Here is a 20,734-nt window from a genome sequence, read left to right as displayed (position 1 = left end):
AGCGATGAATTTGTCTGTTCTTGATGGTAGTAACGGTTTCCGTCTGGATGGTGAAGCAGCGTATGATAATTTAGGTCGCTCTGTGAGCAGTGCGGGGGATGTCAATGGCGATAGTTTTGATGATGTGATTGTTGGCGCTCCTAGTGCTGACTCGAATGGTAATTCTTCCGGTTCCAGTTACGTGGTATTTGGGCGCGCATTTGGCTTTGACGCGGCGATGAATTTGTCTGCTCTTGATGGCAGCAATGGTTTTCGCCTGGATGGTGAAGCAGCCTATGATGATTCAGGACGTTCTGTGAGCAGTGCTGGAGACGTCAATGGCGATGGTTTTGATGATGTGATTGTCGGTGCTCGCGGTGCTAATGGTAATTCTTCCGGTTCCAGCTACGTGGTATTTGGGCGCGCATCTGGCTTTGACGCAGCGATGAATTTGTCTGTTCTTGATGGTAGTAACGGTTTCCGTCTGGATGGTGAACCGTCTGATTATTCAGGACGTTCTGTGAGCAGTGCGGGAGACGTCAACGGGGATGGTTTTGATGATGTGATTGTTGGTGCTCCTTTTTCTGACTCGAACGGTAATGATTCCGGTTCCAGTTACGTGGTATTCGGTAAAGCATCTGGATTTGATGCGACGATGAATTTATCCAGTTTGGATGGTAGTAACGGTTTCCGCTTGAATGGTGGAGCAAAATATGATCGTTCGGGCCACTCTGTGAGCAGTGCGGGGGATGTCAATGGCGATGGCTTTGATGATGTGATTGTCGGTGCTGATCGAGTCGATCCGTTTGGCTCTAATTCCAGTTCCAATTACGTGGTATTCGGTAAAGCATCCGGTTTTGATGCGACGATGAATTTGTCTGCTCTTGATGGTAGCAATGGTTTCCGCCTGATTAGCGATGCTTCAGGTTGGTCAGTCAGCGGTGCTGGGGACGTCAACGGTGACGGTTTTGATGATGTGATTGTCGGTACCCCTGGTTACGATAATTTTGCCTACATAGTATTTGGGCGCGCATCCGGTTTTGATGCGGTGATGAATCTATCCGGTCTTGGTGGCAGTAGCGGTTTTCGCCTGAAGGGTGGTAGTAATTATGCACCTTCCGTCAGTAGTGCAGGGGATGTCAATGGAGATGGTTTTGATGATGTGATTGTCGGTAAATACAATGCTAATCCGAACGGTGATGATTCCGGTTCCAGCTATATCGTATTTGGCAGAAGCGATTTTACCGGAAGCGGGGTAGATTTCTTCGGCACGTCTGGTGATGATATTTTCACCGGCACCAAAGCGGCGGAGAGCTTTGAGGGTGGTGATGGCAATGACCGCATGATCGGCCGTGGTGGCGCGGATTCGTTCGATGGCGGTGCGGGTAACGATTACATTCGCATATTGGGCGATGACTTTTTGTTTGTTGACGGCGGTTCAGGTACCGATACGCTGGGATTGTCCGGCAGCGGATACAATCTCGATCTGTCCAATGTGATCGATAACATTCACGGCATTGAGACCATTGCTTTATATGGTACGGGTGACAACATGCTGACCTTGACCGCGCAGGATGTCATTGATCTATCGGGTGAGACGAATACTCTCAAGGTTAAAGGCAACACTGGAGATAGCGTGGTTGGGCTGAGCAGCGGCTGGGCCGATGGCGGCGTTCACGGTAATTTTCATACTTATACGCAAGGTGAGGCTGTGTTGCTGATCGGGGTGGATGTGACGACGGATTTTCCGGTGATTTGACAGGGTGTTGGAAATAGATACAGAATGTTCATGTATGATGCATAAACGGTGTTCTTTGTCTTGTATTGACTGCCTTTGAAAGGTTTTTCAAAACGCTCGGTTTTATTAAGATTGATGGTTCTCAAACTATAAATTTAAACATCAGGATATGAATGGATACTAACGAGACTACACCTGCTCCTGCGCCTGCTCCGATGCTGGAAATGAGCACTTCCCGCCAGATGTTGTCTTGGCTTGCAGAGCAGAGATTATCCATCACTTTCACTACCTACCAGGTGGGCAAGCTGTATTTTATCGGTCTCAAGCCTGACAATGGGCTTTCGGTTTTTGAGCGCAGTTTTAACCGCTGCATGGGTTTATGCGCGACGCCGAATGGTTTGTACATGAGCAGTTTGTATCAGGTGTGGCGGTTTGAGAATGTATTCGAGGCGGGACAGCAGCAGGATGGTTTTGATCGGCTGTATGTGCCGCAGATGGGCTATACCACGGGCGACCTGGATATACACGACATGGCGGTGGATAGCGATGGCCGGTTGGTGTTTGTCAATACGTTGTTTGGCTGTGTGGCGACATTGAGTGAAACGCATAGTTTTAAACCACTCTGGCAGCCTTTCTTTATCAGTAAATTGGCAGCAGAAGATCGTTGTCATTTGAATGGTCTAGCGATGAGAGACGGACAACCGGCGTATGTGACTGCGGTCGGACAATGTGATGTGGCCGATGGTTGGCGTGAGCATCGGGCTGGTGGTGGTATTGTCATCGACGTGCAGCGCAATGAAGTCGTTTGCGGGGGATTGTCGATGCCGCATTCGCCGCGCTGGCATAATGGCAGATTGTGGTTGCTTAATTCCGGTACAGGGGATTTCGGATATGTTGATCTTGCATCCGGGCGCTTTGAGCCGTTGTGCTTTTGCCCCGGCTATATGCGTGGTTTGAGTTTTCATGGTGATTTTGCTTTGGTGGGTTTATCCAAGCCGCGCGAGAATAAAACATTCAGCGGTTTGGCGTTGGATGATCATCTTAAATCGCGTAATGCAGAAGCGCGTTGCGGCATTCAGGTGATCGATTTGCGCAGCGGGGATATCGTCCATTGGTTGCGTATCGAGGGCGTGGTTGAGGAGTTGTATGATGTGGTTACTTTGCCTCGCGTGCGCCGACCCATGGCCCTGGGTTTCAAGACGGATGAGATTCGCCGGGTATTGAGCGTTGAGACCTAGGGGGGCGGACTTAAGGCTATTCCACTTGGCTCGCTACGATTGCTTAAATCCGACACGCTTCCGGATTGCAGGATTGAACGTAAACTGGCTTCAGCAGGTGAGATTACTAAAACCGATGAGATGATTTCTTCACTGGTTCTGGTGAAGATTCCAATTCATAGCGCCTGATGTCAATCCTAGCCTCTGAACACAAGATACTGAATTCACCCTGTTTGTGGGCTGCTTGCAAACGGCTTGCCTCGTGCAATGTGTGGGTTTTCAGCTACAATTGCGGATATGAATTCGAGTAAGACAAAAATGCTGCCACCCATTCAGAAAAAATTGGGGGATACCAATATAATTTTAGTGGGTATGATGGGTGCCGGGAAAACGACGATTGGTAAAGCATTGTCGAGTTCTCTATGCAAAGTCTTTGTTGACTCCGATCACGAGATTCAAAAGCGAACTGGCGTAAAGATTCCGGTGATTTTTGAGATTGAGGGGGAGGCTGGTTTTCGTAAGCGTGAATCGGAAGTTTTGGCTGGATTGTCAGAACAGAGAAATATCATTCTGGCTACTGGCGGGGGTGTAGTATTGAGCGCAGAGAACCGCCGGTTATTGCGACAAAGTGGAATTGTCATCTATTTGCGTGCATCGGTTAATGATTTATATCGACGCACCCGCCATGATAAAAATAGACCATTGCTGCAAACGACTGAAAACTTATATGCACGATTGAATGAACTCTATGTGCAACGGGATGCGCTATATCGTGAAACGGCGCATGTCATCATTGACAGCGGCAAACAAGGGGTTCGTTTTCTGGTACAGAAACTGATAAACAAATTAATATCTATAGATTTCAATACAATCATGCAGAACAATCGTGGAAATGCCATGCAGACCATTGCGGTCGATTTTACCCCTTCATCGGAGAAGCGCAGTTATCCGATACATATAGGTTATGGAATTTTGCAACAAGTTGACTTGATCGTTTCCTGTTTGCCGCAAAAGCGAGTAGCTATCGTAAGTAATACAACCATAGCGCCTTTTTACCTGAATAAGTTGCGTGCCGCATTGGAAGAAAAAGGCGTGAGTTCCGTTCCAATTATCCTTCCAGATGGTGAGGCGCACAAAAACTGGGAAACTTTAAATTTAATTTTTGATGCGCTACTGGAAAATCATTGCGAGCGGAATACCACAATATTGGCGCTGGGTGGGGGAGTGATCGGTGATCTGTCCGGTTTTGCGGCGGCGACTTATTTGCGCGGTGTGCCCTTTATTCAGATACCGACAACATTGCTGGCGCAGGTGGATTCTTCCGTGGGCGGAAAAACCGGGATCAATCATCCATCGGGTAAGAATATGATCGGTGCTTTTTATCAGCCGCGTATGGTGTTGACCGACAGTGCAACCTTAAATACCTTGCCGGATAGAGAGTTACGTGCTGGACTTACCGAGATCATAAAATACGGCTTGATCCGCGATCCTGCTTTTTTTGAGTGGCTGGAACAAAATATGCATCGCTTGCTTGCGCGTGACCCTGTGATACTGAATGAAGCCATTCAACGCAGTTGCGAAAACAAAGCGGAAATAGTGGCTGCAGATGAGAAGGAAAAGGGAATCAGGGCGTTGCTGAATTTGGGCCATACCTTTGGCCATGCGATTGAAAATGGAATGGGATATGGTGTTTGGTTGCATGGGGAAGCCGTGGCAGCAGGAACTGTGATGGCAGCTGAATTATCGCGCCGCATGAAACTAATTAATGAAGCTGATGTTCAGCGTATTCGAAGAATTTTGTTGCAGGCGGAATTGCCCGTTTTTGCGCCTAAAATGCCGACGGAAAAATACTTGCAGCTAATGACTCTGGATAAGAAAGTGGAAGCTGGTAAATCACGCTTTATCGTGCTTAATCGGATAGGTGAAGCGGTGATGAGAGCGGATATCGCGCCGGCAATATTAAATGAAACGATTCTGGCATGTATGTCAAATGAATGAACTCGCTGTTTATGCTGTTTCTTGTGAAAATTCTCGAGGGCGTGAGTTAGATGAAGAATTGCCATCCGGTCGCAGTGAGTTTCAGCGCGATCGGGATCGTATCATCCATTCTGCAGCCTTTCGTCGGCTGGAATATAAAACCCAGGTATTTGTTAATCATGAAGGGGATTTGTTTCGCACGCGCCTGACGCATAGTTTGGAAGTTGCGCAGATAGGGCGTTCCATCGCAAGAAATTTAGGTTTGAACGAAGACCTGGTGGAAGCAATTACACTGGCGCACGATCTTGGGCATACGCCTTTTGGCCATGCGGGCCAGGATGCATTGAATGAGTGCATGCGCGATTATGGTGGTTTTGAGCATAACCTGCAATCCCTGCGAGTTGTTGATGTGCTTGAAGAGCGTTATGCGGCTTTTGACGGGCTTAATCTTTGCTATGAAACCCGGGAGGGTATACTCAAGCATGTCTCCAGAAAAAATGCGCAGAAACTGGGTGCTGTTGGTGAGCGATTTTTACAGCGAAGGAGACCTTCATTGGAAGCGCAGTTGGCTAATTTTGCCGATGAAATTGCCTACAATAATCATGATGTGGATGATGGGCTACGTTCGGGATTAATTACATTGGGGCAATTGGAAGGTGTGGCAATTTTTTCGCATCATCTAGAACAAGTCAAAGAGAAACATCCGGCACTACCTGAACGCCGTATGGTTTATGAAACTGTGCGCGGTATGATCAACACGTTGGTGACTGATCTCATTCAGCAAAGTACGCGTAATATTAAAGAGGCAAAAGTTGATAGCTTGGCTACTGTGCATATAGCGTCGCCACTCATCGGTTTTAGCCAGCAAATAAAAAAACAGCAGCAGGAATTGAAGAAATTTTTGCTCGATAACCTTTACCGGCATTTTCGTGTGGTACGCATGAGTTCCAAAGCTCACCATACCATAGAAAAGCTATTTACAGCTTTTAGCTCGGAAACAAAATTACTACCTACGCAATATCAGAAAAAATTTGATCAAGAGGGGCATCAGGCCATTGCTGATTATATTGCCGGGATGACTGATCGGTATGCCATCAAAGAATATCAACGCTTGTTCGCTATTGTTGAAAACTAAGCTGGTACCGATTGATGGATACGAAAGTCAGTTTTTATGCAAGTCGCCGGGTTCATTAATACTGGTTTGGCGATATACGTAATGGCCGTTCGCTGGTAATATTGTTGATTGGTAGAGGTGAATCTTTATCAGGCTGTTGAAAAACCATCTGCAATGTTGTTACTGCGTTAAAAACAGACTCAAAATGTTCATTGGTTCGGCGTGGAATATTTTTTGTGCCCGTTTCGTCTTTGTCGGCTTCCTTGGAAGCGTTTTTCAACAACCTGTTAATGGAATTGCCTATTTAAAATAACAATAAGAGTTAGACTTATTAATGACAACACTAAAAAATGATACATTATTACGCGCATTGCTGAAACAACCTGTTGAATATACACCGGTCTGGTTAATGCGTCAGGCAGGCAGATATCTTGCAGAATATAATGCAACGCGCGCGCGCGCGGGGAATTTCCTTGCTTTATGTAAAAATCCCGGATTCGCAACGGAAGTAACCATGCAACCGCTTGCGCGTTTTCCTTTGGATGCGGCCATATTATTTTCAGATATTCTCACCATCCCTGACGCCATGGGGTTGGGATTATATTTTGCTCAGGGCGAAGGCCCGATGTTTGAGCGTCCACTACGAGAGGAGAAGGAGATCCGTGCGTTAAAGATCCCCGACCCAAACAAGGAATTGCGTTATGTGATGGATGCAGTGTCGGAGATCCGCAAAGCGTTGGATAATCGAGTTCCCCTGATTGGTTTTTCCGGCAGTCCGTTTACGCTGGCTTGCTACATGGTGGAAGGGCGTGGTGGAACCGAGTTTCGTGAAATTAAGACAATGTTGTACCAGCGTCCTGAACTGTTGCATCATATTCTGGATGTGAATGCAAAGGCTGTGACCGCTTATTTGAATGCACAAATCGAATCGGGTGCGCAGATAGTCATGATTTTTGATACTTGGGGTGGGGCGCTTTCCCATGCGGCCTATCAGGAATTCTCCTTGCGCTATATGCAGCAGATTATTGCCGGATTAAAACGAGAGCATGATGGCATGCGTATTCCGAGGATTGTTTTCACCAAAGGTGGCGGTTTGTGGCTGGAAGCCATTGCTGATATTGGTTGTGATGCCGTAGGGTTGGATTGGACAATCGATATCGGAGAAGCGCGTCGGCGGGTTGGAGATAAAGTTGCTTTGCAGGGAAACCTTGATCCTTCGGTGTTGTTTGCGTCACCAGAGATCATTACTACGGAAGTTGAGAAGATACTGCTGAGCTATGGTGCTGGAAGTGGTCATGTGTTTAATTTGGGACATGGCATTTCTCAATTTACCCCACCAGAGAACGCAGCAGCCTTGGTAGAAGCGGTACATACGTTGAGTCGTAAATTTCACTTGGAGAGCGTTTAAGTTGATTTGAGTCGTTGCTGGAAAAGATTATGCATATTTTGATTATTGAGGATGATTTAGCGATTGCAGCCAATCTTTATGATTTTCTGGAATCAAGAGGACACACTGCCGACGCTGCCGCGAATGGGGTTGCGGGGCTGCATTTGGCGGTGACGCAGCGATTTGATGCAATTTTGCTTGACTTGGGGTTGCCGAGTATGAATGGCATGACATTGTGTCGGAAGCTACGTCAGGAATCACAGGTTGATACGCCTATTTTGATGCTGACCGCACGTGATACGCTGGAGGATAAACTGGCAGGTTTTGAACAGGGAGCAGATGACTATCTTATTAAACCATTTGCATTAAAAGAAGTGGAAGCGCGTTTATTAGCGTTGCATAAAAGGCATCTCGGCAAAGTTGCGAATCGCACATTAGAATTCGATAAGCTTATTTTTGACCCTAAAACATTGTCTATTCGCTTTGAGAACACGAATGTGAAGCTTCCACCTAAGTGTATACGCTTACTATCGTTGATGATGAGTGAGCCAGGCAAGGTATTCAGTCGCGAGGAACTTGAGTTAGAAGCTTGGAACGATGTCCAGGAAACCAGTGATACACTGCGTAGTCACATGCATATTTTACGGCGTGCTTTAACCAAGGCGGGCGGTTACGATCCAATCGAAACGGTTCATGGTCTTGGTTATTGCTTGACATCTCGTGCTCAGATTTCCAAATGAACATAGCCTGCGCTATCGTGTTGCGGTAGCGCTATCAACATTTAGCATTTTTATTGTCGGTACGTTGTGCATTATTCTTTATTTTGTTTCTGATGATATTGAAGAGGCGCATATTGAGCAAGTCATTGAGATGGAAATGGACCATCTTGTTCAGCGCTATCAAATCCATTCGGATTTTATTTCTCAGGTCGGTTCAAATCTTAAAAGCTATGTGATTCACGGCATGGATGATGAGCTGCAGATCCCTGTTTATTTGCGTGGGTTTAGTTCGGGCTATCATCGTGTTTACTATGGTCTTGAAAATTACTATATTCGTGTACGTGTGATCGATGAGGTAAAATTTCTTGTTGCTTATCGAATTGCGCTGCATCAGCAGCGTTTGAGCAAACTTAGACTGACCATTCTAATTTCATGGTTTATTGTTGTTGCCATTGCTTTTTTGGTGGGTTACCTGTTAGCTGGGGTGCTGGTTAAACAGGTTACTGATTTGGCGGAGAGGGTCAGTCAGTTGGCTACAGATAATGCCCAAACAGGATTGTTGGCGCAACCGGATATGGATGAAGAAGTTGCGCAACTTGCTCATGCATTGGATGATTATCAGAGTCGAATTAAACGCATGTTGCAACGCGAACAGGAATTCACTGCCAATGTCAGTCATGAATTAAGAACGCCAATTACTACTATTCTCACCAGTTGTGAATTGTTGGTCGCAACACCCGAATTACCGACTAGAGCGCATTATCGGATAAAAATGATCGAGTCAGCCGCCACGCGTATGGGCGAGCAATTGCAAGCTTTATTGTTTCTGGCGCGCGAACAGGGGCTAGGTGTTACCGAGCCTGTTGCAGTGGCTGAATGTGTTTTTGATGCAGTTGAACCCATATGTTCCGAAATTTATCGGAAGAAACTAAAATTTGAAGTGAACATAGCGCCTTCAGTGACAATTATAGTCAATCGTCAGGCGCTACATACGGCATTACTGAATCTGCTTCGAAACGCAGTGCAATATACTGAAAGTGGTTTTATCCGTGTTGAGTTTAACAATCGTCGATTATCCATTTCAGATTCAGGTATTGGAATAGAACCCGCGTATTTGCCCTTACTCTATGAGCGATTTTTTCGTGGCTCTGAACAAGGGGAGGGACTGGGTATCGGGCTCGCGATTGTTAAACGAATCTGCCATCACTATGGTTGGTTGATCGAGGTAGATAGCACGCCTGGCAAAGGTACAACTTTTCATATCACTCTCAATTGATCGGGGATTTGTAAAATGCCGGGAGACTGATTGCTCTGGCACGAATGATTTTAAAAAACCTCAATTAAGGCCGTTGAGGAAGAATTACTGTAATCTAACACGGTCAATCGTTTTAAACCTAAAACATCAATTTTTCATCATTCTTTATCAATGAGCTGGAGAGCTTTGTAAAGATTCCTATTAAGCTGTTCCGGGTCTGTAGGTGGTAACTTTCAGGACAACCCCGGCGGACTTTGGTTAAAAAATGCTCTTTTACTTCACGAAATCTTCACGGCGATATGTTAAATTTTTTTGTCATTGACAAAATAGATATTTAAAACATTGAGGGAGATAGTTATATATGAGTTCAGAAACAGAAAATAAAACTTCATCAAGCGCTAATGAAGTTAATAACGCCTCACCAGGCAATCAGGCGGTCCATGATGCTGGGCCGGCTGTAGTATCTGGTTCAGCAGCATTTCAAGCCCAATATTTTTTTCGCGATACTGCGGCTGGTTTGATTACCGGTGCGATGGCAATTCCATTATCCATTGGTATTGCCATGATGTCTGATTATCCAATCAAGGTGGGGCTCGCTACAGTGGCTTTTGCCAGTTTGATAGGCTGGCTTAATGCCTGGGTTAGACCTGGTAATTATATTGGTTCCCCAGGTATTGCGGCTGGCCTGGCACCTGTGTTGGCTTTAGGCGTCGCTACGTTCGGTATCCAGAATATGGCCTTTTGTATCATGCTGACAGCAGTTATGCAGGCGGTTATATGGAAATTTAATTGGCAACGGTATTTGTTGATTGCTGTGCCGGTTTATCTGGTAGAAGGATTACTAGCCGGCGTGGGTCTGAAGATTCTCATGCGGTTCTTTGAGTTTTCCTACGAGATACCGGAGGAAGCCGTCACAGAAGAATTCTGGAATGCTGCGCGGATACAGATGTCTTTAATATCCTTAATTGGTTTCGTAGGTTTTGTGTATCTTTTTTCCAAATTTAAAGACAAACAACCCGCCGTGCCATATTTTGTATTGATCATTGGTGGTGTGATACTGGCTCAAGTAGTGCCCGTGCCGATGATCCATGTAGAAGATGTAGAGCTTGCACTTGCCTGGCCATTACCAGAGGCAGGTACAACTGTGCTGATGCTGTTCTATATGTTTTTATTCTGTCTTATGTTGGCGGTTATTGATGTGATTGAACAAGTCATGAGCAATGCTGCCATTGAGAAGATTGATCCGCTTAAGCGTAAATGTAATAGCAATAACAGCTTGTTGGCTATCTGGATTGCTAACCTTGGATCTAGTTTCTTTGGTGGTATGACTAATCTTGATGGTCTGGCAAAGAGCACAACCAACAAACTGGCCGGCGCATATACCAAGTTCTCTGTGCTGATTATCGGTTCAGTAGTAACCTTCTTTTTGTTTAATATTGAATATCTCGATTTTCTGCCCAAGTTCGCATTGGCAAGCATCATGGTGTTCACCGGGTATAAAATGATCGCGGGATTGGTGCATGTCACCCATTATGGGCCTTATGCACTAATGCTTGCACTCATATGTGGTGGTTTGGTTTATAAGGTTGGTATTTTTGAAGGCTTGTTAATAGCTATGGCAATACATGCTATCGTTCATTATCTGGTTTATACTAAACATGACCAAATGCCTGGAAAATCTGTTATCAAGAGATACTTTGAAAATCTTAAGAAAGATAGCAGCAATATCGTTTAATAAACGCGGCCAAAGAACAGACGTAGCGGACTGTTCTTTAGCGTAAAAACACTACAGAAGGAGAGTTTATGTACAAAAGAATTATGGTTGCTGTCGACGGCAGCAAAACTGCGCAGAATGCATTAGAGGAAGCGCAGAATATAGCTAACTCATATAATGCTGGTTTGAGCATTGTTCATGTAATAACGGAGGACACTGATGCCGGTAGGCAAGCAGGCAATCATGTATTAGATCAGGCAAGGAATTCAGTGGACGGATTATCGATTGAGACACATTTGCTGCTAGCTGACCTGACATATGGCTTAAATGGTATTTCTGAAGTGATTTCCGCTGCTGTTAAAGAAGAGAGCGTTGATTTGTTGGTTGTCGGAACGGCTAATCGGCGTGGTCTTGAGCGTTTCGTTGTTGGTTCGGTCGCTGAGCAATTAGTCAGTAAAGTAGAATCTTCTATATTACTGGTCCGGCCGGAAAGTTAATATGTTGTATTGAAGAGATCGATATTTTATGATCTCTTCTTGATTTGATTCTCTATGAGATACCTGGAATAAAGTGATTAAGCTGTTTTTAGTTGACTGGCCTCATACTTTCAAAATCTGGTTAGTTAAGGCTTGAGAGCTTTTTCTGCGGCGTATCTCACATGAGAATCCAAATTTTTTGGGTTCTGTGTCGAGTTAACTGTTGAAATTTCAGTGGTCATTTAATTCTAACGAGTATTATGGTCAGCTGTAAGAAATGCTCGTATCTGCGATTGATAAGGATTTTATCTGGTTTGTGAAACTTGCATTCAACAGTTAGTTCGACATAGCCTTCTTATAACGTATAAAGATAGAACATGCCGGCGGTCGTGTAATCCTATGGTGCTCCTCTGTCAGCGCCGAATAATTTTTTCTCAGGTCAGTCAGTTCGATTACTTGTCTCGCTTCATCTACACAGTGCCCTGATACGTGTTTGGTATTGTAGGCTTGCTTGAAATCTACGATTTCGATATCCCGGTTCAGTTTATTTCATGAAAAAAAATACCCCGATTTTATTGCGCTTTATTCGTCTGACGCGCTTACTGTTGCATGTTGCCTTAGGTTTATTGCAATCGCTGGTGTATTCCTATTTTCCTTTACCTATTCAACGCAAAATGATGCAACGCTGGGCCAGTGGTTTATTGTCTATACTTGAAATCAGGCTGCAATGCTATGGAAGATTGCCTACGGTGGAGATTCCATGCGTACTGATGGCGGCTAATCATGTTTCTTGGTTGGATGTTTGTGTATTGATGGCGGCTTGTCCAACTCGCTTTGTGGCCAAGGCGGAAATCAACCGATGGCCGATTTTAGGCCGAATGAGTAGAAATGTCGGTACGCTGTTTATCGAGCGTGCAAAACGTGCTGATACCTTGCGCATCAATCAACAAATCAGTGAAGCAATGGAGAGGGGAGAACGAGTTACCGTATTTCCTGAGGGTACGACATCGGACGGTACTCGACTCAATCATTTTCATGCGTCGCTACTGCAGTCAGCGGTGATAACCGATGCATTGCTGTATCCTGTCGCCATTCGATATCGTAATAATACAGGCGAAATTTGCCAAGAAGCAGCATACCTAGAGCCATCGCTGGTTCTGTCTTTGCAGCAAATACTAAGTCAGACACGAATTGATGCAGAGCTGACTTTTAATTCGCCGATTTCGTGCGGCACGAAGAATCGTCGCGAGTTGGCGCGCTTATCAGAGCAAGCAATTGCCGATACCTTGTCGTTGCCTATTGTGCACAAGGAAGTTGGAAAACTTTCCGATCTTCGAGACGAATAGCGGTTAGTTGTCCGCCCCAAACGCAGCCCGTATCCAATGCAATCAAATTGTCCGTCATGTGCAATCCTAGTGCTGACCAGTGACCACAAATAATAGTGCTATCCTGACTGGCCCGATGGGGTACGTTAAACCATGGAAAATAGCCGGATGGAATGGATTGTAAATTTCCTTTATAGGTAAAATTCATTTTACCTTCTAACGTGCATACGCGCATTCGTGTCATGGCGTTAATAATAATCCGCAAGCGCATATAATCCGTCCATTCGTCTTGCCAGTAATCGGGTTCGTTGCCGTACATCGAGGAAAACAGCTCCTGAGAATTGTCTTGTTGCAAGGCATTTTCGACTTCACGAGCTAACTGCTTTGCTTGTGAAATTGACCAGGACGGTAACAGGCCTGCATGCACCATGGCATATTGACCCTCGGAATGAAATAATTTTTGGTGTCGCAACCAGTGCAGCAATTCTTCCCGGTCTGGTGCGTCAAGAATCGGTTGGATAGTGTCATTGGAGTATTTCTTTGTCTTTCCTGCGGCAACCGTTAATAGGTGTAAATCATGATTGCCCAATATCATCAGTATGGTGTCACCGGCTTGTTTAATATAACGCAATAATGGCAATGAATCAGGGCCGCGATTAACGATGTCTCCCACTAACCAAAGTTTGTCCTGTGCGGGATCAAACCGGATCAAATCGATCAGCCGTTGAAAGTCGGCAAAGCAGCCTTGTAAGTCACCCATTGCATAGGTTGCCATAACAGGGTATTAACGTAAGTTCAGCACATCTTGCATATCGTACAATCCGTTGGGTTTGTCAATCAGGAAACGCGCTGCGCGTAATGCACCCATGGCGAAAGTCATGCGGCTGCTGGCTTTGTGAGAAATTTCGACGCGTTCACCGATACCGGCAAACATCGCAGTATGATCACCTACAATGTCCCCCGCGCGAATGGTTGAAAAACCAATGGTTTCCGGATTTCTTTCACCAGTGATGCCTTCACGGCCGTAAACTGCTACTGCACTCAAATCCTTTTGTAAAGTTTGCGCGATCACCTCTCCCATGCGCAAAGCGGTGCCGGATGGCGCATCGACTTTATGTCTATGATGCGCTTCGATTATTTCAATATCATAGCCTTCATTCAGTGCCTTAGTGGCAATTTCCAGTAATTTGAATGTGACATTCACGCCGACACTCATGTTGGGTGCAAATACAATGGCAATGTCTTTTGTGGCTGTTTTGAGCTGATCTTTTTCTTCGGTTGAGAAACCGGTTGTTCCAATCACCATTTTTACCCCGATTTTCCGACAAATAGAAAGGTGCGCTAAAGTGCCTTCGGGTCGGGTGAAGTCAATCAGATGATCACAATCCGTTAAAGCGCTTGCAAAATCACTGACAATTGGGACATCGCAGTGTGTTCCTATTAATTCCCCTGCATCCTTGTTCAGGTAAGGACTGCCTGCCCTTTCCAATGCAGCTGTTAATCGCATATCCGGTGCCTGTGTGACGGCTTCTAGCAGTGTGCGACCCATGCGTCCGGAGCAGCCGGCGATCGCAATTCTCTGAATTTTCATTTGTTTCCTGCAATGGTCCTGAGTTTATTAATCAATAGCTAATTTTATCGAGTTATAACTTTACTTCGTCATCCGACTTGGTTTCATTATTATCAGAGTTATTCTCGACTGGTTTAGTTTTTGTGGTTTCTTGCGAAAATTGCATATAATTTTCGATATTGATTAAAGTATCGTTTTCAAAAAATAGGGTTAATCGTTTATGCTCGGACAAGTCACCTTTTTCTCGCATTAAATAAACATAATCCCATCGATTCTCGCGGAAAGCATCAACGATCAGTGGAGAGCCCATGACAAAGAGTACTTGGGATTTAGTCATGCCTAGAGTTAGTGTTTCCAGCATTTCATCTGAAACAACATTGCCTTGCTGAACATCAATTTTGTATAGAATATGAGGAAGGAATGAACATCCAGTAAATAAAAGGAAAACAAGCAATGCAGAAAATTTTACAGCCATTTTATAAATAGTATGTTTTCAAAGTGAACACAGCACTATATGATACAGTAAATAATTTTCTGGATAGAAATAACCATGAGTAGCTCTGACAGTCTTAAAAGTATAGATCTTAAGAATATGGGTCTCAAAACCACGTTGCCAAGGCTCAAGATACTGAATTTATTTGAGCAAAGCAGTGTACGGCATCTGTCTGCTGAAGATGTTTATAAAGAATTGCTCAATGAAGGTGAGGATATCGGATTGGCGACTGTATATCGTGTGCTCACGCAGTTTGAACAAGCCGGCCTACTTGAGCGACATCACTTTGAAAGCGGTAAAGCGGTATTTGAATTAAAGGGAGACGGTCATCATGATCACTTGGTCTGTCTGCAATGTGGGCGTGTAGAAGAGTTCTACGATTCGGAAATAGAAAAACGCCAAATAAACATAGCAAAAGAACGCGGATTTACCCTGCAAGAACATTCGCTATCACTTTATGCCGACTGTATTAAACTCAATTGCCCATATAAAAAATAACTATGTCTGCGATTACCGCACAACTAAGCTTAATCAAATTCTTCTTGGCACAACGTACAGCTTTTAAGAAATTCTGTTTAAGTATTGTTGTTGTGTTAGCAGGGTTGATTTCTTTGCCATCTGCTTATGCTGATATTGCCAGTTTCGGGAATTGTATTTCCAGAATGAAGGTTTTGGCGAGATCCGAAAGCATTTCAGATAGAACCGTCAATCAAGTTTTGGATAAGGTCAAGCACATTCCTCGTGTGATTGAACTGGATCGGCGCCAGCCTGAATTTACGCAAACATTCGCTGGTTACTTTAATACGCGCATCAGTGATGAACGTGTTCAACGTGGTCGAGCATTATTGACGCAATACCGCACCTTATTAGAAAGAATTCAATTAGAAACGGGTATTCCGGCGCAATATTTGATCTCATTCTGGGGATTGGAAACTAATTACGGTGGATATTTTGGTGATTGGTCAGTAACCGATTCGTTGGCTACATTAGCTTGTGATCCGCGTCGAAGTGCCTTTTTTACACGGGAACTACTCAATGCGATGCGAATTCTGGATGCAGGGGATATTTCTCAGGAGCGGATGATCGGTTCCTGGGCGGGCGCCATGGGCCATATGCAATTCATGCCCTCGACTTTCTTAAGCTATGCCAAAGATGTCGATGGCGATGGGCGTCGTGATTTATGGGGAAGTATTCCAGATGCTATGGGGTCTGCTGCAAACTTCTTGCGACAATCGGGCTGGACGCCTGGACTGGATTGGGGGCAGGAAGTCCGATTGCCATCATCATTTGATTATGCGCTAGCTGGGCGCGATCATATGTTAAGTCTGGCAGAATGGGTGAAGTTAGGCGTTACCACAGCTTCTGGAGCACCTATAACACCGAGTGAGCAAAAATTTGCTTTGCTCGTACCTTCCGGTCATCAGGGGCCGGCTTTTTTGGTTTCAAAGAATTTTCACGTCATCATGCGTTGGAATCGTTCAGAGTTTTACGCATTGTCAGTTGGCCATTTGGCGGATCGTATTGCTGGTGCCGCTGCATTGCGTCGTATGCCTCCGGCTGATACAGATAAAATATCTCGCGAACAAGTACGACAGCTTCAGATGGACTTATTGACATTAGGTATTGATGCAGGTGAAGCCGATGGTATATTGGGTTCAGCTACTCGTAAGGCAATCAGTCATTTTCAGCAGAGAACACAGCGTATCGCTGACGGGCATTTGGACATGGTTTTGTTAGCTGCGATTCGTCAGGCGGCCAGCATGGCATCTCGTTAGAAACCATTAATAACGGATTGTCTGGTTTCTAGGCCAGAAGATGTTTAATGGCTTCTTGTTCCGTAATTAATTCTTGATAGCTTTGTTGCATTTTTGTTTGATCTGATTGATTTGTTTCCAAGTTCTCAATGATTGTGTACTGACCGTTTTGGCAAGTGACAGGAAAACTGTAGATAATTCCGCTCGGGATGCCATAGCATCCATTCGAAGATACGCCCATCGAGACCCAATCGCCTTCTCGCGTACCAAAAATCCAATCTTGCATATGATTGATAATGGCGTTGGCTGCGCTAGCTGCGCTCGATTTGCCACGGCGCGCATCGATAATTGCTGCGCCACGTTTTTGTACCACTGGGACAAAGTGATTTTCTATCCATGCAGAATCGTTTATTAATGAGGAAACTTTGTTGTTCTTCACTATGGCGTGACTTAGATCAGGGAACTGTGTGTTCGAATGATTCCCCCAAACGATCATTCGTTTAACATCTGATACAGGCACTCCAAGCTTCAGCGCAACTTGCGACAATGCGCGATTGTGATCCAATCTTAGCATTGCAGAAAAATTTTCTGGATCAAGATCAGGTGCATTTCTTAAAGCAATATAAGCATTCGTGTTGGCCGGGTTGCCAACAACTAATACTTTAACATTCCGCTTGGCAACAGCATTGAGTGCTTTCCCTTGTGCAATGAATATGGGGCCGTTGGCTGCAAGAAGATCCTTGCGTTCCATATTCTCTCCACGCGGCCGCGCGCCTACCAACAGGGCAATATCTGCGTCCTCGAACGCAACTTCAGGATTGTCAGTGGTGATGATCCCCGCTAGTAGCGGAAAAGCGCAGTCGTACAATTCCATGACGATGCCGTCAAAAAAAGGCTGCGCTTCAGTAATATCATGTAATTGCAGAATAATAGGCTGATCTTTGCCCAGCATGTCGCCGGCTGCAATGCGATATAGCAGGCTATAACAAATTTGTCCGGTTGCGCCGGTGACAGCAATACGAATAGGCGATTTCATTTTTTCCAATCCTCGAGAAGCCACCAATAGACTGGAGAATTGGCGGTATATGGGGAATAGTGAGCAAATTATACTTGCAATCAGTGTCTGGCGAAAGAGCCAGCGTGTTTAATAATAAGGTATTTTGTTAGGACATTGATTGCAGATCAAAATGCTATTCATGATACCCGGCTCGAAAGTGCGGCTGGGTGCTGAGGCTGTCTGGCCAAATGCGTACCAACGTTTTATCCAATTAGGAGTTTTTTCAAGCATTCAGCATCCATTCAGCTCTTATTTAATACAATTTAAAGAACAAACCCACAAGGTGGCCAGATGAAAAGTTTTTATTCGAATTGTTTGATCATTGTTTTGCTGAGTATTGTCTTAAGTGATGTTGCTTGGGCTCGCGGAGGGCACTACGGCCATAGGCATCATCATCATGGTCATTTAAATTTCGGCATCAATATTGGCGGATACAATTCCGGTTTTTATGGGCCAGGACTCTATCAATTTCGCTCTTATGGTTATCCTGCTAATTCAATGTTTATGATGCCGCGCGCTAGGTATGTACCAAGACCTGTGGTTCCGGTTATTCCACCCGTCTATGTTCAGCGTGAACAGCCTTCGGCTCAGCCACAAGCTAATTACTGGCACTATTGTCAGAGCCCGGCAGGTTACTATCCAAATGTCGAAAGTTGTCCTGGTGGTTGGATACAAGTGGCCCCACAATCAACAATGGAATAATGTAGAGAGGTTATATGTTAATGCTGAGAAATTTGATTGTCATTGTGATTGCCGGGTTTCTGGGGGCGTGCGTTCATTTACCAACCGGTCCCAGCGTAATGGCGTTGCCAGGCTCTGGTAAAAACTTTGATCAGTTTCGGTCTGATGAATATGTATGCAAACAGTATGCGTATGAACAAGTCGAAGGTTATACGCCGCGAACCGCATCCCGGATGAGCGGTATTGAGAATGCAGCGTTGGGCAGTGGGCTCGGTGCTGCTGCGGGCGCAATTTTAGGGGGTGGTCATGGCGCGGCAATCGGGGCTGGAATCGGCCTTTTATTCGGCAGCGTGCTTGGATCAAGTAATGCAACAGCTTCAGGTTATGCTAGCCAACAGAGATATGACAATGGTTATGTGCAGTGTATGTATGCCAAAGGGCATAGCGTTCCTGTCGATGGCAGGATCATGAATAGTCCATCAGGTAGAAATACTGTCAGCAGGATAGCTGCGCCAGCATCAGAAAATTTTGTTCCGCCACCACCACCGCCCGGTAGCCCGCCACCTCCACCTTTACGCTAATTCTTTTTCCATTTAGTCAGCGGCTTGTGATCACTGAGTGATGCGCAAACCGCTGATACCTCCCTGAAACAAAAGTTGGTAATAGGTATCACTGCTGCTTAATTTGACGCCGCTTTAGTAGCTTATCTGTAAACAACGCAATCAACAAAAATGCGATGATATAGGGTATGGCAGTAAAGAAAGCTTCCTGATAATTTGTCATCTTTATCCGCAATGGATACTCATACTGCAAGGGGGGTACCCCTTCTCCTGTTACAAATAGGGTATATTGCCCTTCATCCAAGTTAAATTCGCCTTTGATGACTCCATCTGAATGATTATTCGAGTATAAAGTTGTTATGGTATCGCTTAATGCTTGACCGGTACCTCTTACGATTTTAATAGCAATCGGCATATCACGCAGCGCTTGATCGACAAGATCCAGCACCCATAAGGTTTCGCCTTCATTGGGAATTTCAGTGCAGTATTCTGCTTCTGGGTCGTGTTGAGGTTGATAAGTACTCAGATGTACCATGCTGCCAGAAATATTACGCATGCAAATATCGGATTCTAAGGATACTTTGCCGTGAGCGGCGGCTAAACCCGAATAGAATACTGCGGTGAGTATGGCAATTGAAGTCCAAATTTTTATGATTTGTCTCATCCTATAAACTCCTACACTTATTGATCAATAATTTATTTGAATATTTTTGTACCCTTCAACAGGTCTCGTTGTTTTAGAAGCGAAGTAAAAATGCTCATCTATTAGGTAATAATCGATAGGTTTCCTTTGCCTATTTTTGCCTTGTTTCGACGTGCTCGGAAATGTTTTCCAAAAATCTGTTGTTCCCCGATCACTTGAAACTGACCGAGGAGCAATTGCTACAAATAAATAAGACTAGGGAATGATGCGATTGTTCAGAATATCTCTGCTTGCGTTGTTCCAGGTTACATCAGTCAGGTTAGAGTAACGGGTGATAATCTGTGCTGCAATACCACCTGAAAATAAACCTGCCCAGCCCAGAATCACAAAACCCCAGTGCAAGGGCGCGCTAAACAGTTCTTCCATAAACCAGAATGCATGTCCCCATTCATTCAATCCAACGTTCGGCAGAATCATCAATGGGCCTGCAATCGCCATTACCAACGGAAATGATGTGCCACGACTATACAGTGGCAAACGGGTCATCGCGTACAGGTATGATGCTATACCGCAGACAATGTACATCGGGAATGAGCCATAAAACACCACCACGTGACTTGGCGTAAAGCTTGTGTCACGTATAATCACTTGGTGCCAGGATGCATCTTGTTCGGTAAAGAAACTACCGCCCCAGTAAACACCAAACAAATATACACCCAGCCACATCATCCAGTAAAAATAACGTTTGATCTCAAGCTTGGTGTCCAGATTGTCCAGCTGTTCCTTGGTGTCACGGGTCTTCAGTATCCAGCCCCACGTTACCAACGCAAACAAAGGCATCAGAGTCATGTGCACGCGCCACAGTCCCATCCATACCTTGTCAAATTCCGGCTCCATCGAGTCCATACCGTGTGAATATGCAAATGTCCTTTGGTACCAAATCCAAAATATCGCTACCAAAAGCATCGTTAACATGCCTATCTTGTAATATTTCGAGTCATACCACAGCGACATGTCATAGTTGGCGCTCGCTGCGCCGCTAGTTGTGCCATAGGTTGTTGCCATCATATCCTCC

General features: G+C 45.0%; 20 protein-coding genes and 1 pseudogene. 15 read left to right on the top strand and 6 right to left on the bottom strand.

Annotated features, from left to right (window positions below):
- The 11 genes and pseudogenes from QZV86_RS09240 to QZV86_RS09190 all read left to right on the top strand — a co-directional run.
- Positions 1-1,738, top strand: a 1,738-nt coding sequence (locus QZV86_RS09240; protein WP_295626751.1) for an FG-GAP-like repeat-containing protein, incomplete at its 5' end; no start/stop codon positions are given.
- A 152-nt stretch (positions 1,739-1,890) separates the two neighbouring features.
- Positions 1,891-2,955, top strand: a complete 1,065-nt coding sequence (locus tag QZV86_RS09235; RefSeq protein WP_295626748.1) for a TIGR03032 family protein — start codon at positions 1,891-1,893, stop codon at positions 2,953-2,955.
- Positions 2,956-3,201: 246 nt separating this feature from the next.
- Positions 3,202-3,771, top strand: a pseudogene (locus QZV86_RS09230) (shikimate kinase); the annotation flags it as partial.
- A gap of 60 nt (positions 3,772-3,831) precedes the next feature.
- On the top strand, positions 3,832-4,932 hold the full coding sequence (gene aroB, locus QZV86_RS09225) for a 3-dehydroquinate synthase (protein WP_295626760.1): 1,101 nt from the start codon (positions 3,832-3,834) through the stop codon (positions 4,930-4,932).
- Positions 4,925-6,046, top strand: coding sequence for a deoxyguanosinetriphosphate triphosphohydrolase (locus tag QZV86_RS09220; protein WP_295626745.1), 1,122 nt, complete (start codon positions 4,925-4,927; stop codon positions 6,044-6,046). The genes aroB and QZV86_RS09220 overlap by 8 nt, the downstream gene beginning before the upstream one ends.
- A gap of 313 nt (positions 6,047-6,359) precedes the next feature.
- The gene (hemE, locus tag QZV86_RS09215; RefSeq protein WP_295626721.1) at positions 6,360-7,433 is read left to right on the top strand and encodes a uroporphyrinogen decarboxylase; all 1,074 of its coding nucleotides are present in this window, start codon (positions 6,360-6,362) and stop codon (positions 7,431-7,433) included.
- A 29-nt stretch (positions 7,434-7,462) separates the two neighbouring features.
- Positions 7,463-8,152: a response regulator transcription factor gene (locus QZV86_RS09210; RefSeq protein WP_295626718.1), complete on the top strand. Its 690-nt coding sequence runs from the start codon at positions 7,463-7,465 to the stop codon at positions 8,150-8,152.
- A complete protein-coding gene (locus tag QZV86_RS09205) occupies positions 8,133-9,407 on the top strand; it encodes a HAMP domain-containing sensor histidine kinase (protein ID WP_295626714.1) in 1,275 nt (424 codons plus the stop codon). Before QZV86_RS09210 ends, QZV86_RS09205 begins: the two co-directional genes overlap by 20 nt.
- Positions 9,408-9,747: 340 nt before the next feature.
- On the top strand, positions 9,748-11,121 hold the full coding sequence (locus tag QZV86_RS09200; protein ID WP_295626711.1) for a SulP family inorganic anion transporter: 1,374 nt from the start codon (positions 9,748-9,750) through the stop codon (positions 11,119-11,121).
- A 68-nt stretch (positions 11,122-11,189) separates the two neighbouring features.
- Positions 11,190-11,597, top strand: a complete 408-nt coding sequence (locus QZV86_RS09195; RefSeq protein WP_295626708.1) for a universal stress protein — start codon at positions 11,190-11,192, stop codon at positions 11,595-11,597.
- Between the two features lie 530 nt (positions 11,598-12,127).
- The gene (locus QZV86_RS09190) at positions 12,128-12,922 is read left to right on the top strand and encodes a 1-acyl-sn-glycerol-3-phosphate acyltransferase (protein ID WP_295626705.1); all 795 of its coding nucleotides are present in this window, start codon (positions 12,128-12,130) and stop codon (positions 12,920-12,922) included.
- On the opposite strand, the gene QZV86_RS09185 is transcribed toward QZV86_RS09190, so the two are convergent.
- Genes QZV86_RS09185 through bamE form a run of 3 tightly spaced genes read right to left on the bottom strand, consistent with a single transcriptional unit; the run spans position 12,873 to position 14,946 of the window.
- Complete coding sequence (locus QZV86_RS09185; RefSeq protein WP_295626702.1) at positions 12,873-13,676, bottom strand: symmetrical bis(5'-nucleosyl)-tetraphosphatase; 804 nt, start codon at positions 13,674-13,676, stop codon at positions 12,873-12,875. The two genes, QZV86_RS09190 and QZV86_RS09185, sit on opposite strands and share 50 nt — an antisense overlap.
- A 9-nt stretch (positions 13,677-13,685) precedes the next feature.
- A complete protein-coding gene (gene dapB, locus QZV86_RS09180) occupies positions 13,686-14,492 on the bottom strand; it encodes a 4-hydroxy-tetrahydrodipicolinate reductase (RefSeq protein WP_295626698.1) in 807 nt (268 codons plus the stop codon).
- A gap of 52 nt (positions 14,493-14,544) precedes the next feature.
- Positions 14,545-14,946, bottom strand: coding sequence for an outer membrane protein assembly factor BamE (gene bamE / locus QZV86_RS09175; protein ID WP_295626695.1), 402 nt, complete (start codon positions 14,944-14,946; stop codon positions 14,545-14,547).
- 75 nt (positions 14,947-15,021) lie between these two features.
- Here bamE and fur point away from each other — a divergent pair, with 75 nt between their 5' ends.
- The gene (gene fur, locus QZV86_RS09170; protein ID WP_292920413.1) at positions 15,022-15,462 is read left to right on the top strand and encodes a ferric iron uptake transcriptional regulator; all 441 of its coding nucleotides are present in this window, start codon (positions 15,022-15,024) and stop codon (positions 15,460-15,462) included.
- A 2-nt stretch (positions 15,463-15,464) separates the two neighbouring features.
- On the top strand, positions 15,465-16,739 hold the full coding sequence (locus QZV86_RS09165) for a lytic murein transglycosylase (protein WP_295626693.1): 1,275 nt from the start codon (positions 15,465-15,467) through the stop codon (positions 16,737-16,739).
- Positions 16,740-16,767: 28 nt separating this feature from the next.
- Here the strand turns inward: QZV86_RS09165 and QZV86_RS09160 are convergent, their stop codons facing one another.
- Complete coding sequence (locus QZV86_RS09160) at positions 16,768-17,754, bottom strand: malate dehydrogenase (protein WP_295626689.1); 987 nt, start codon at positions 17,752-17,754, stop codon at positions 16,768-16,770.
- Between the two features lie 312 nt (positions 17,755-18,066).
- Here QZV86_RS09160 and QZV86_RS09155 point away from each other — a divergent pair, with 312 nt between their 5' ends.
- Positions 18,067-18,477 (top strand): hypothetical protein, encoded by a 411-nt coding sequence (locus QZV86_RS09155; RefSeq protein WP_295626686.1) that lies wholly within the window; start codon positions 18,067-18,069, stop codon positions 18,475-18,477.
- 14 nt (positions 18,478-18,491) lie between these two features.
- The gene (locus QZV86_RS09150) at positions 18,492-19,037 is read left to right on the top strand and encodes a YMGG-like glycine zipper-containing protein (RefSeq protein ID WP_295626683.1); all 546 of its coding nucleotides are present in this window, start codon (positions 18,492-18,494) and stop codon (positions 19,035-19,037) included.
- An 88-nt stretch (positions 19,038-19,125) separates the two neighbouring features.
- On the opposite strand, the gene QZV86_RS09145 is transcribed toward QZV86_RS09150, so the two are convergent.
- Positions 19,126-19,680, bottom strand: coding sequence for a hypothetical protein (locus QZV86_RS09145; protein ID WP_295626680.1), 555 nt, complete (start codon positions 19,678-19,680; stop codon positions 19,126-19,128).
- A gap of 234 nt (positions 19,681-19,914) precedes the next feature.
- A complete protein-coding gene (locus tag QZV86_RS09140) occupies positions 19,915-20,724 on the bottom strand; it encodes a methane monooxygenase/ammonia monooxygenase subunit C (protein WP_295626757.1) in 810 nt (269 codons plus the stop codon).
- Positions 20,725-20,734: the final 10 nt, after the last annotated feature.

The organism is uncultured Nitrosomonas sp., from assembly GCF_902826915.1.
GTDB lineage: Bacteria > Pseudomonadota > Gammaproteobacteria > Burkholderiales > Nitrosomonadaceae > Nitrosomonas.
Note: the sequence above shows the minus strand (reverse complement) of the source record. Positions and strands in the feature narration are given on the sequence as shown.

Bases quoted from the DNA above. Each gene is read 5' to 3' on its own strand.
- QZV86_RS09235 (WP_295626748.1), top strand. From the start codon at position 1,891: ATGGATACTAACGAGACTACACCTGCTCCTGCGCCTGCTCCGATGCTG.
- aroB (WP_295626760.1), top strand. From the start codon at position 3,832: ATGCAGACCATTGCGGTCGATTTTACCCCTTCATCGGAGAAGCGCAGT.
- QZV86_RS09220 (WP_295626745.1), top strand. From the start codon at position 4,925: ATGAATGAACTCGCTGTTTATGCTGTTTCTTGTGAAAATTCTCGAGGG.
- hemE (WP_295626721.1), top strand. From the start codon at position 6,360: ATGACAACACTAAAAAATGATACATTATTACGCGCATTGCTGAAACAA.
- QZV86_RS09210 (WP_295626718.1), top strand. From the start codon at position 7,463: ATGCATATTTTGATTATTGAGGATGATTTAGCGATTGCAGCCAATCTT.
- QZV86_RS09200 (WP_295626711.1), top strand. From the start codon at position 9,748: ATGAGTTCAGAAACAGAAAATAAAACTTCATCAAGCGCTAATGAAGTT.
- QZV86_RS09195 (WP_295626708.1), top strand. From the start codon at position 11,190: ATGTACAAAAGAATTATGGTTGCTGTCGACGGCAGCAAAACTGCGCAG.
- QZV86_RS09190 (WP_295626705.1), top strand. From the start codon at position 12,128: ATGAAAAAAAATACCCCGATTTTATTGCGCTTTATTCGTCTGACGCGC.
- QZV86_RS09185 (WP_295626702.1), bottom strand. From the start codon at position 13,676: ATGGCAACCTATGCAATGGGTGACTTACAAGGCTGCTTTGCCGACTTT.
- dapB (WP_295626698.1), bottom strand. From the start codon at position 14,492: ATGAAAATTCAGAGAATTGCGATCGCCGGCTGCTCCGGACGCATGGGT.
- bamE (WP_295626695.1), bottom strand. From the start codon at position 14,946: ATGGCTGTAAAATTTTCTGCATTGCTTGTTTTCCTTTTATTTACTGGA.
- fur (WP_292920413.1), top strand. From the start codon at position 15,022: ATGAGTAGCTCTGACAGTCTTAAAAGTATAGATCTTAAGAATATGGGT.
- QZV86_RS09165 (WP_295626693.1), top strand. From the start codon at position 15,465: ATGTCTGCGATTACCGCACAACTAAGCTTAATCAAATTCTTCTTGGCA.
- QZV86_RS09160 (WP_295626689.1), bottom strand. From the start codon at position 17,754: ATGAAATCGCCTATTCGTATTGCTGTCACCGGCGCAACCGGACAAATT.
- QZV86_RS09155 (WP_295626686.1), top strand. From the start codon at position 18,067: ATGAAAAGTTTTTATTCGAATTGTTTGATCATTGTTTTGCTGAGTATT.
- QZV86_RS09150 (WP_295626683.1), top strand. From the start codon at position 18,492: ATGTTAATGCTGAGAAATTTGATTGTCATTGTGATTGCCGGGTTTCTG.
- QZV86_RS09145 (WP_295626680.1), bottom strand. From the start codon at position 19,680: ATGAGACAAATCATAAAAATTTGGACTTCAATTGCCATACTCACCGCA.
- QZV86_RS09140 (WP_295626757.1), bottom strand. From the start codon at position 20,724: ATGGCAACAACCTATGGCACAACTAGCGGCGCAGCGAGCGCCAACTAT.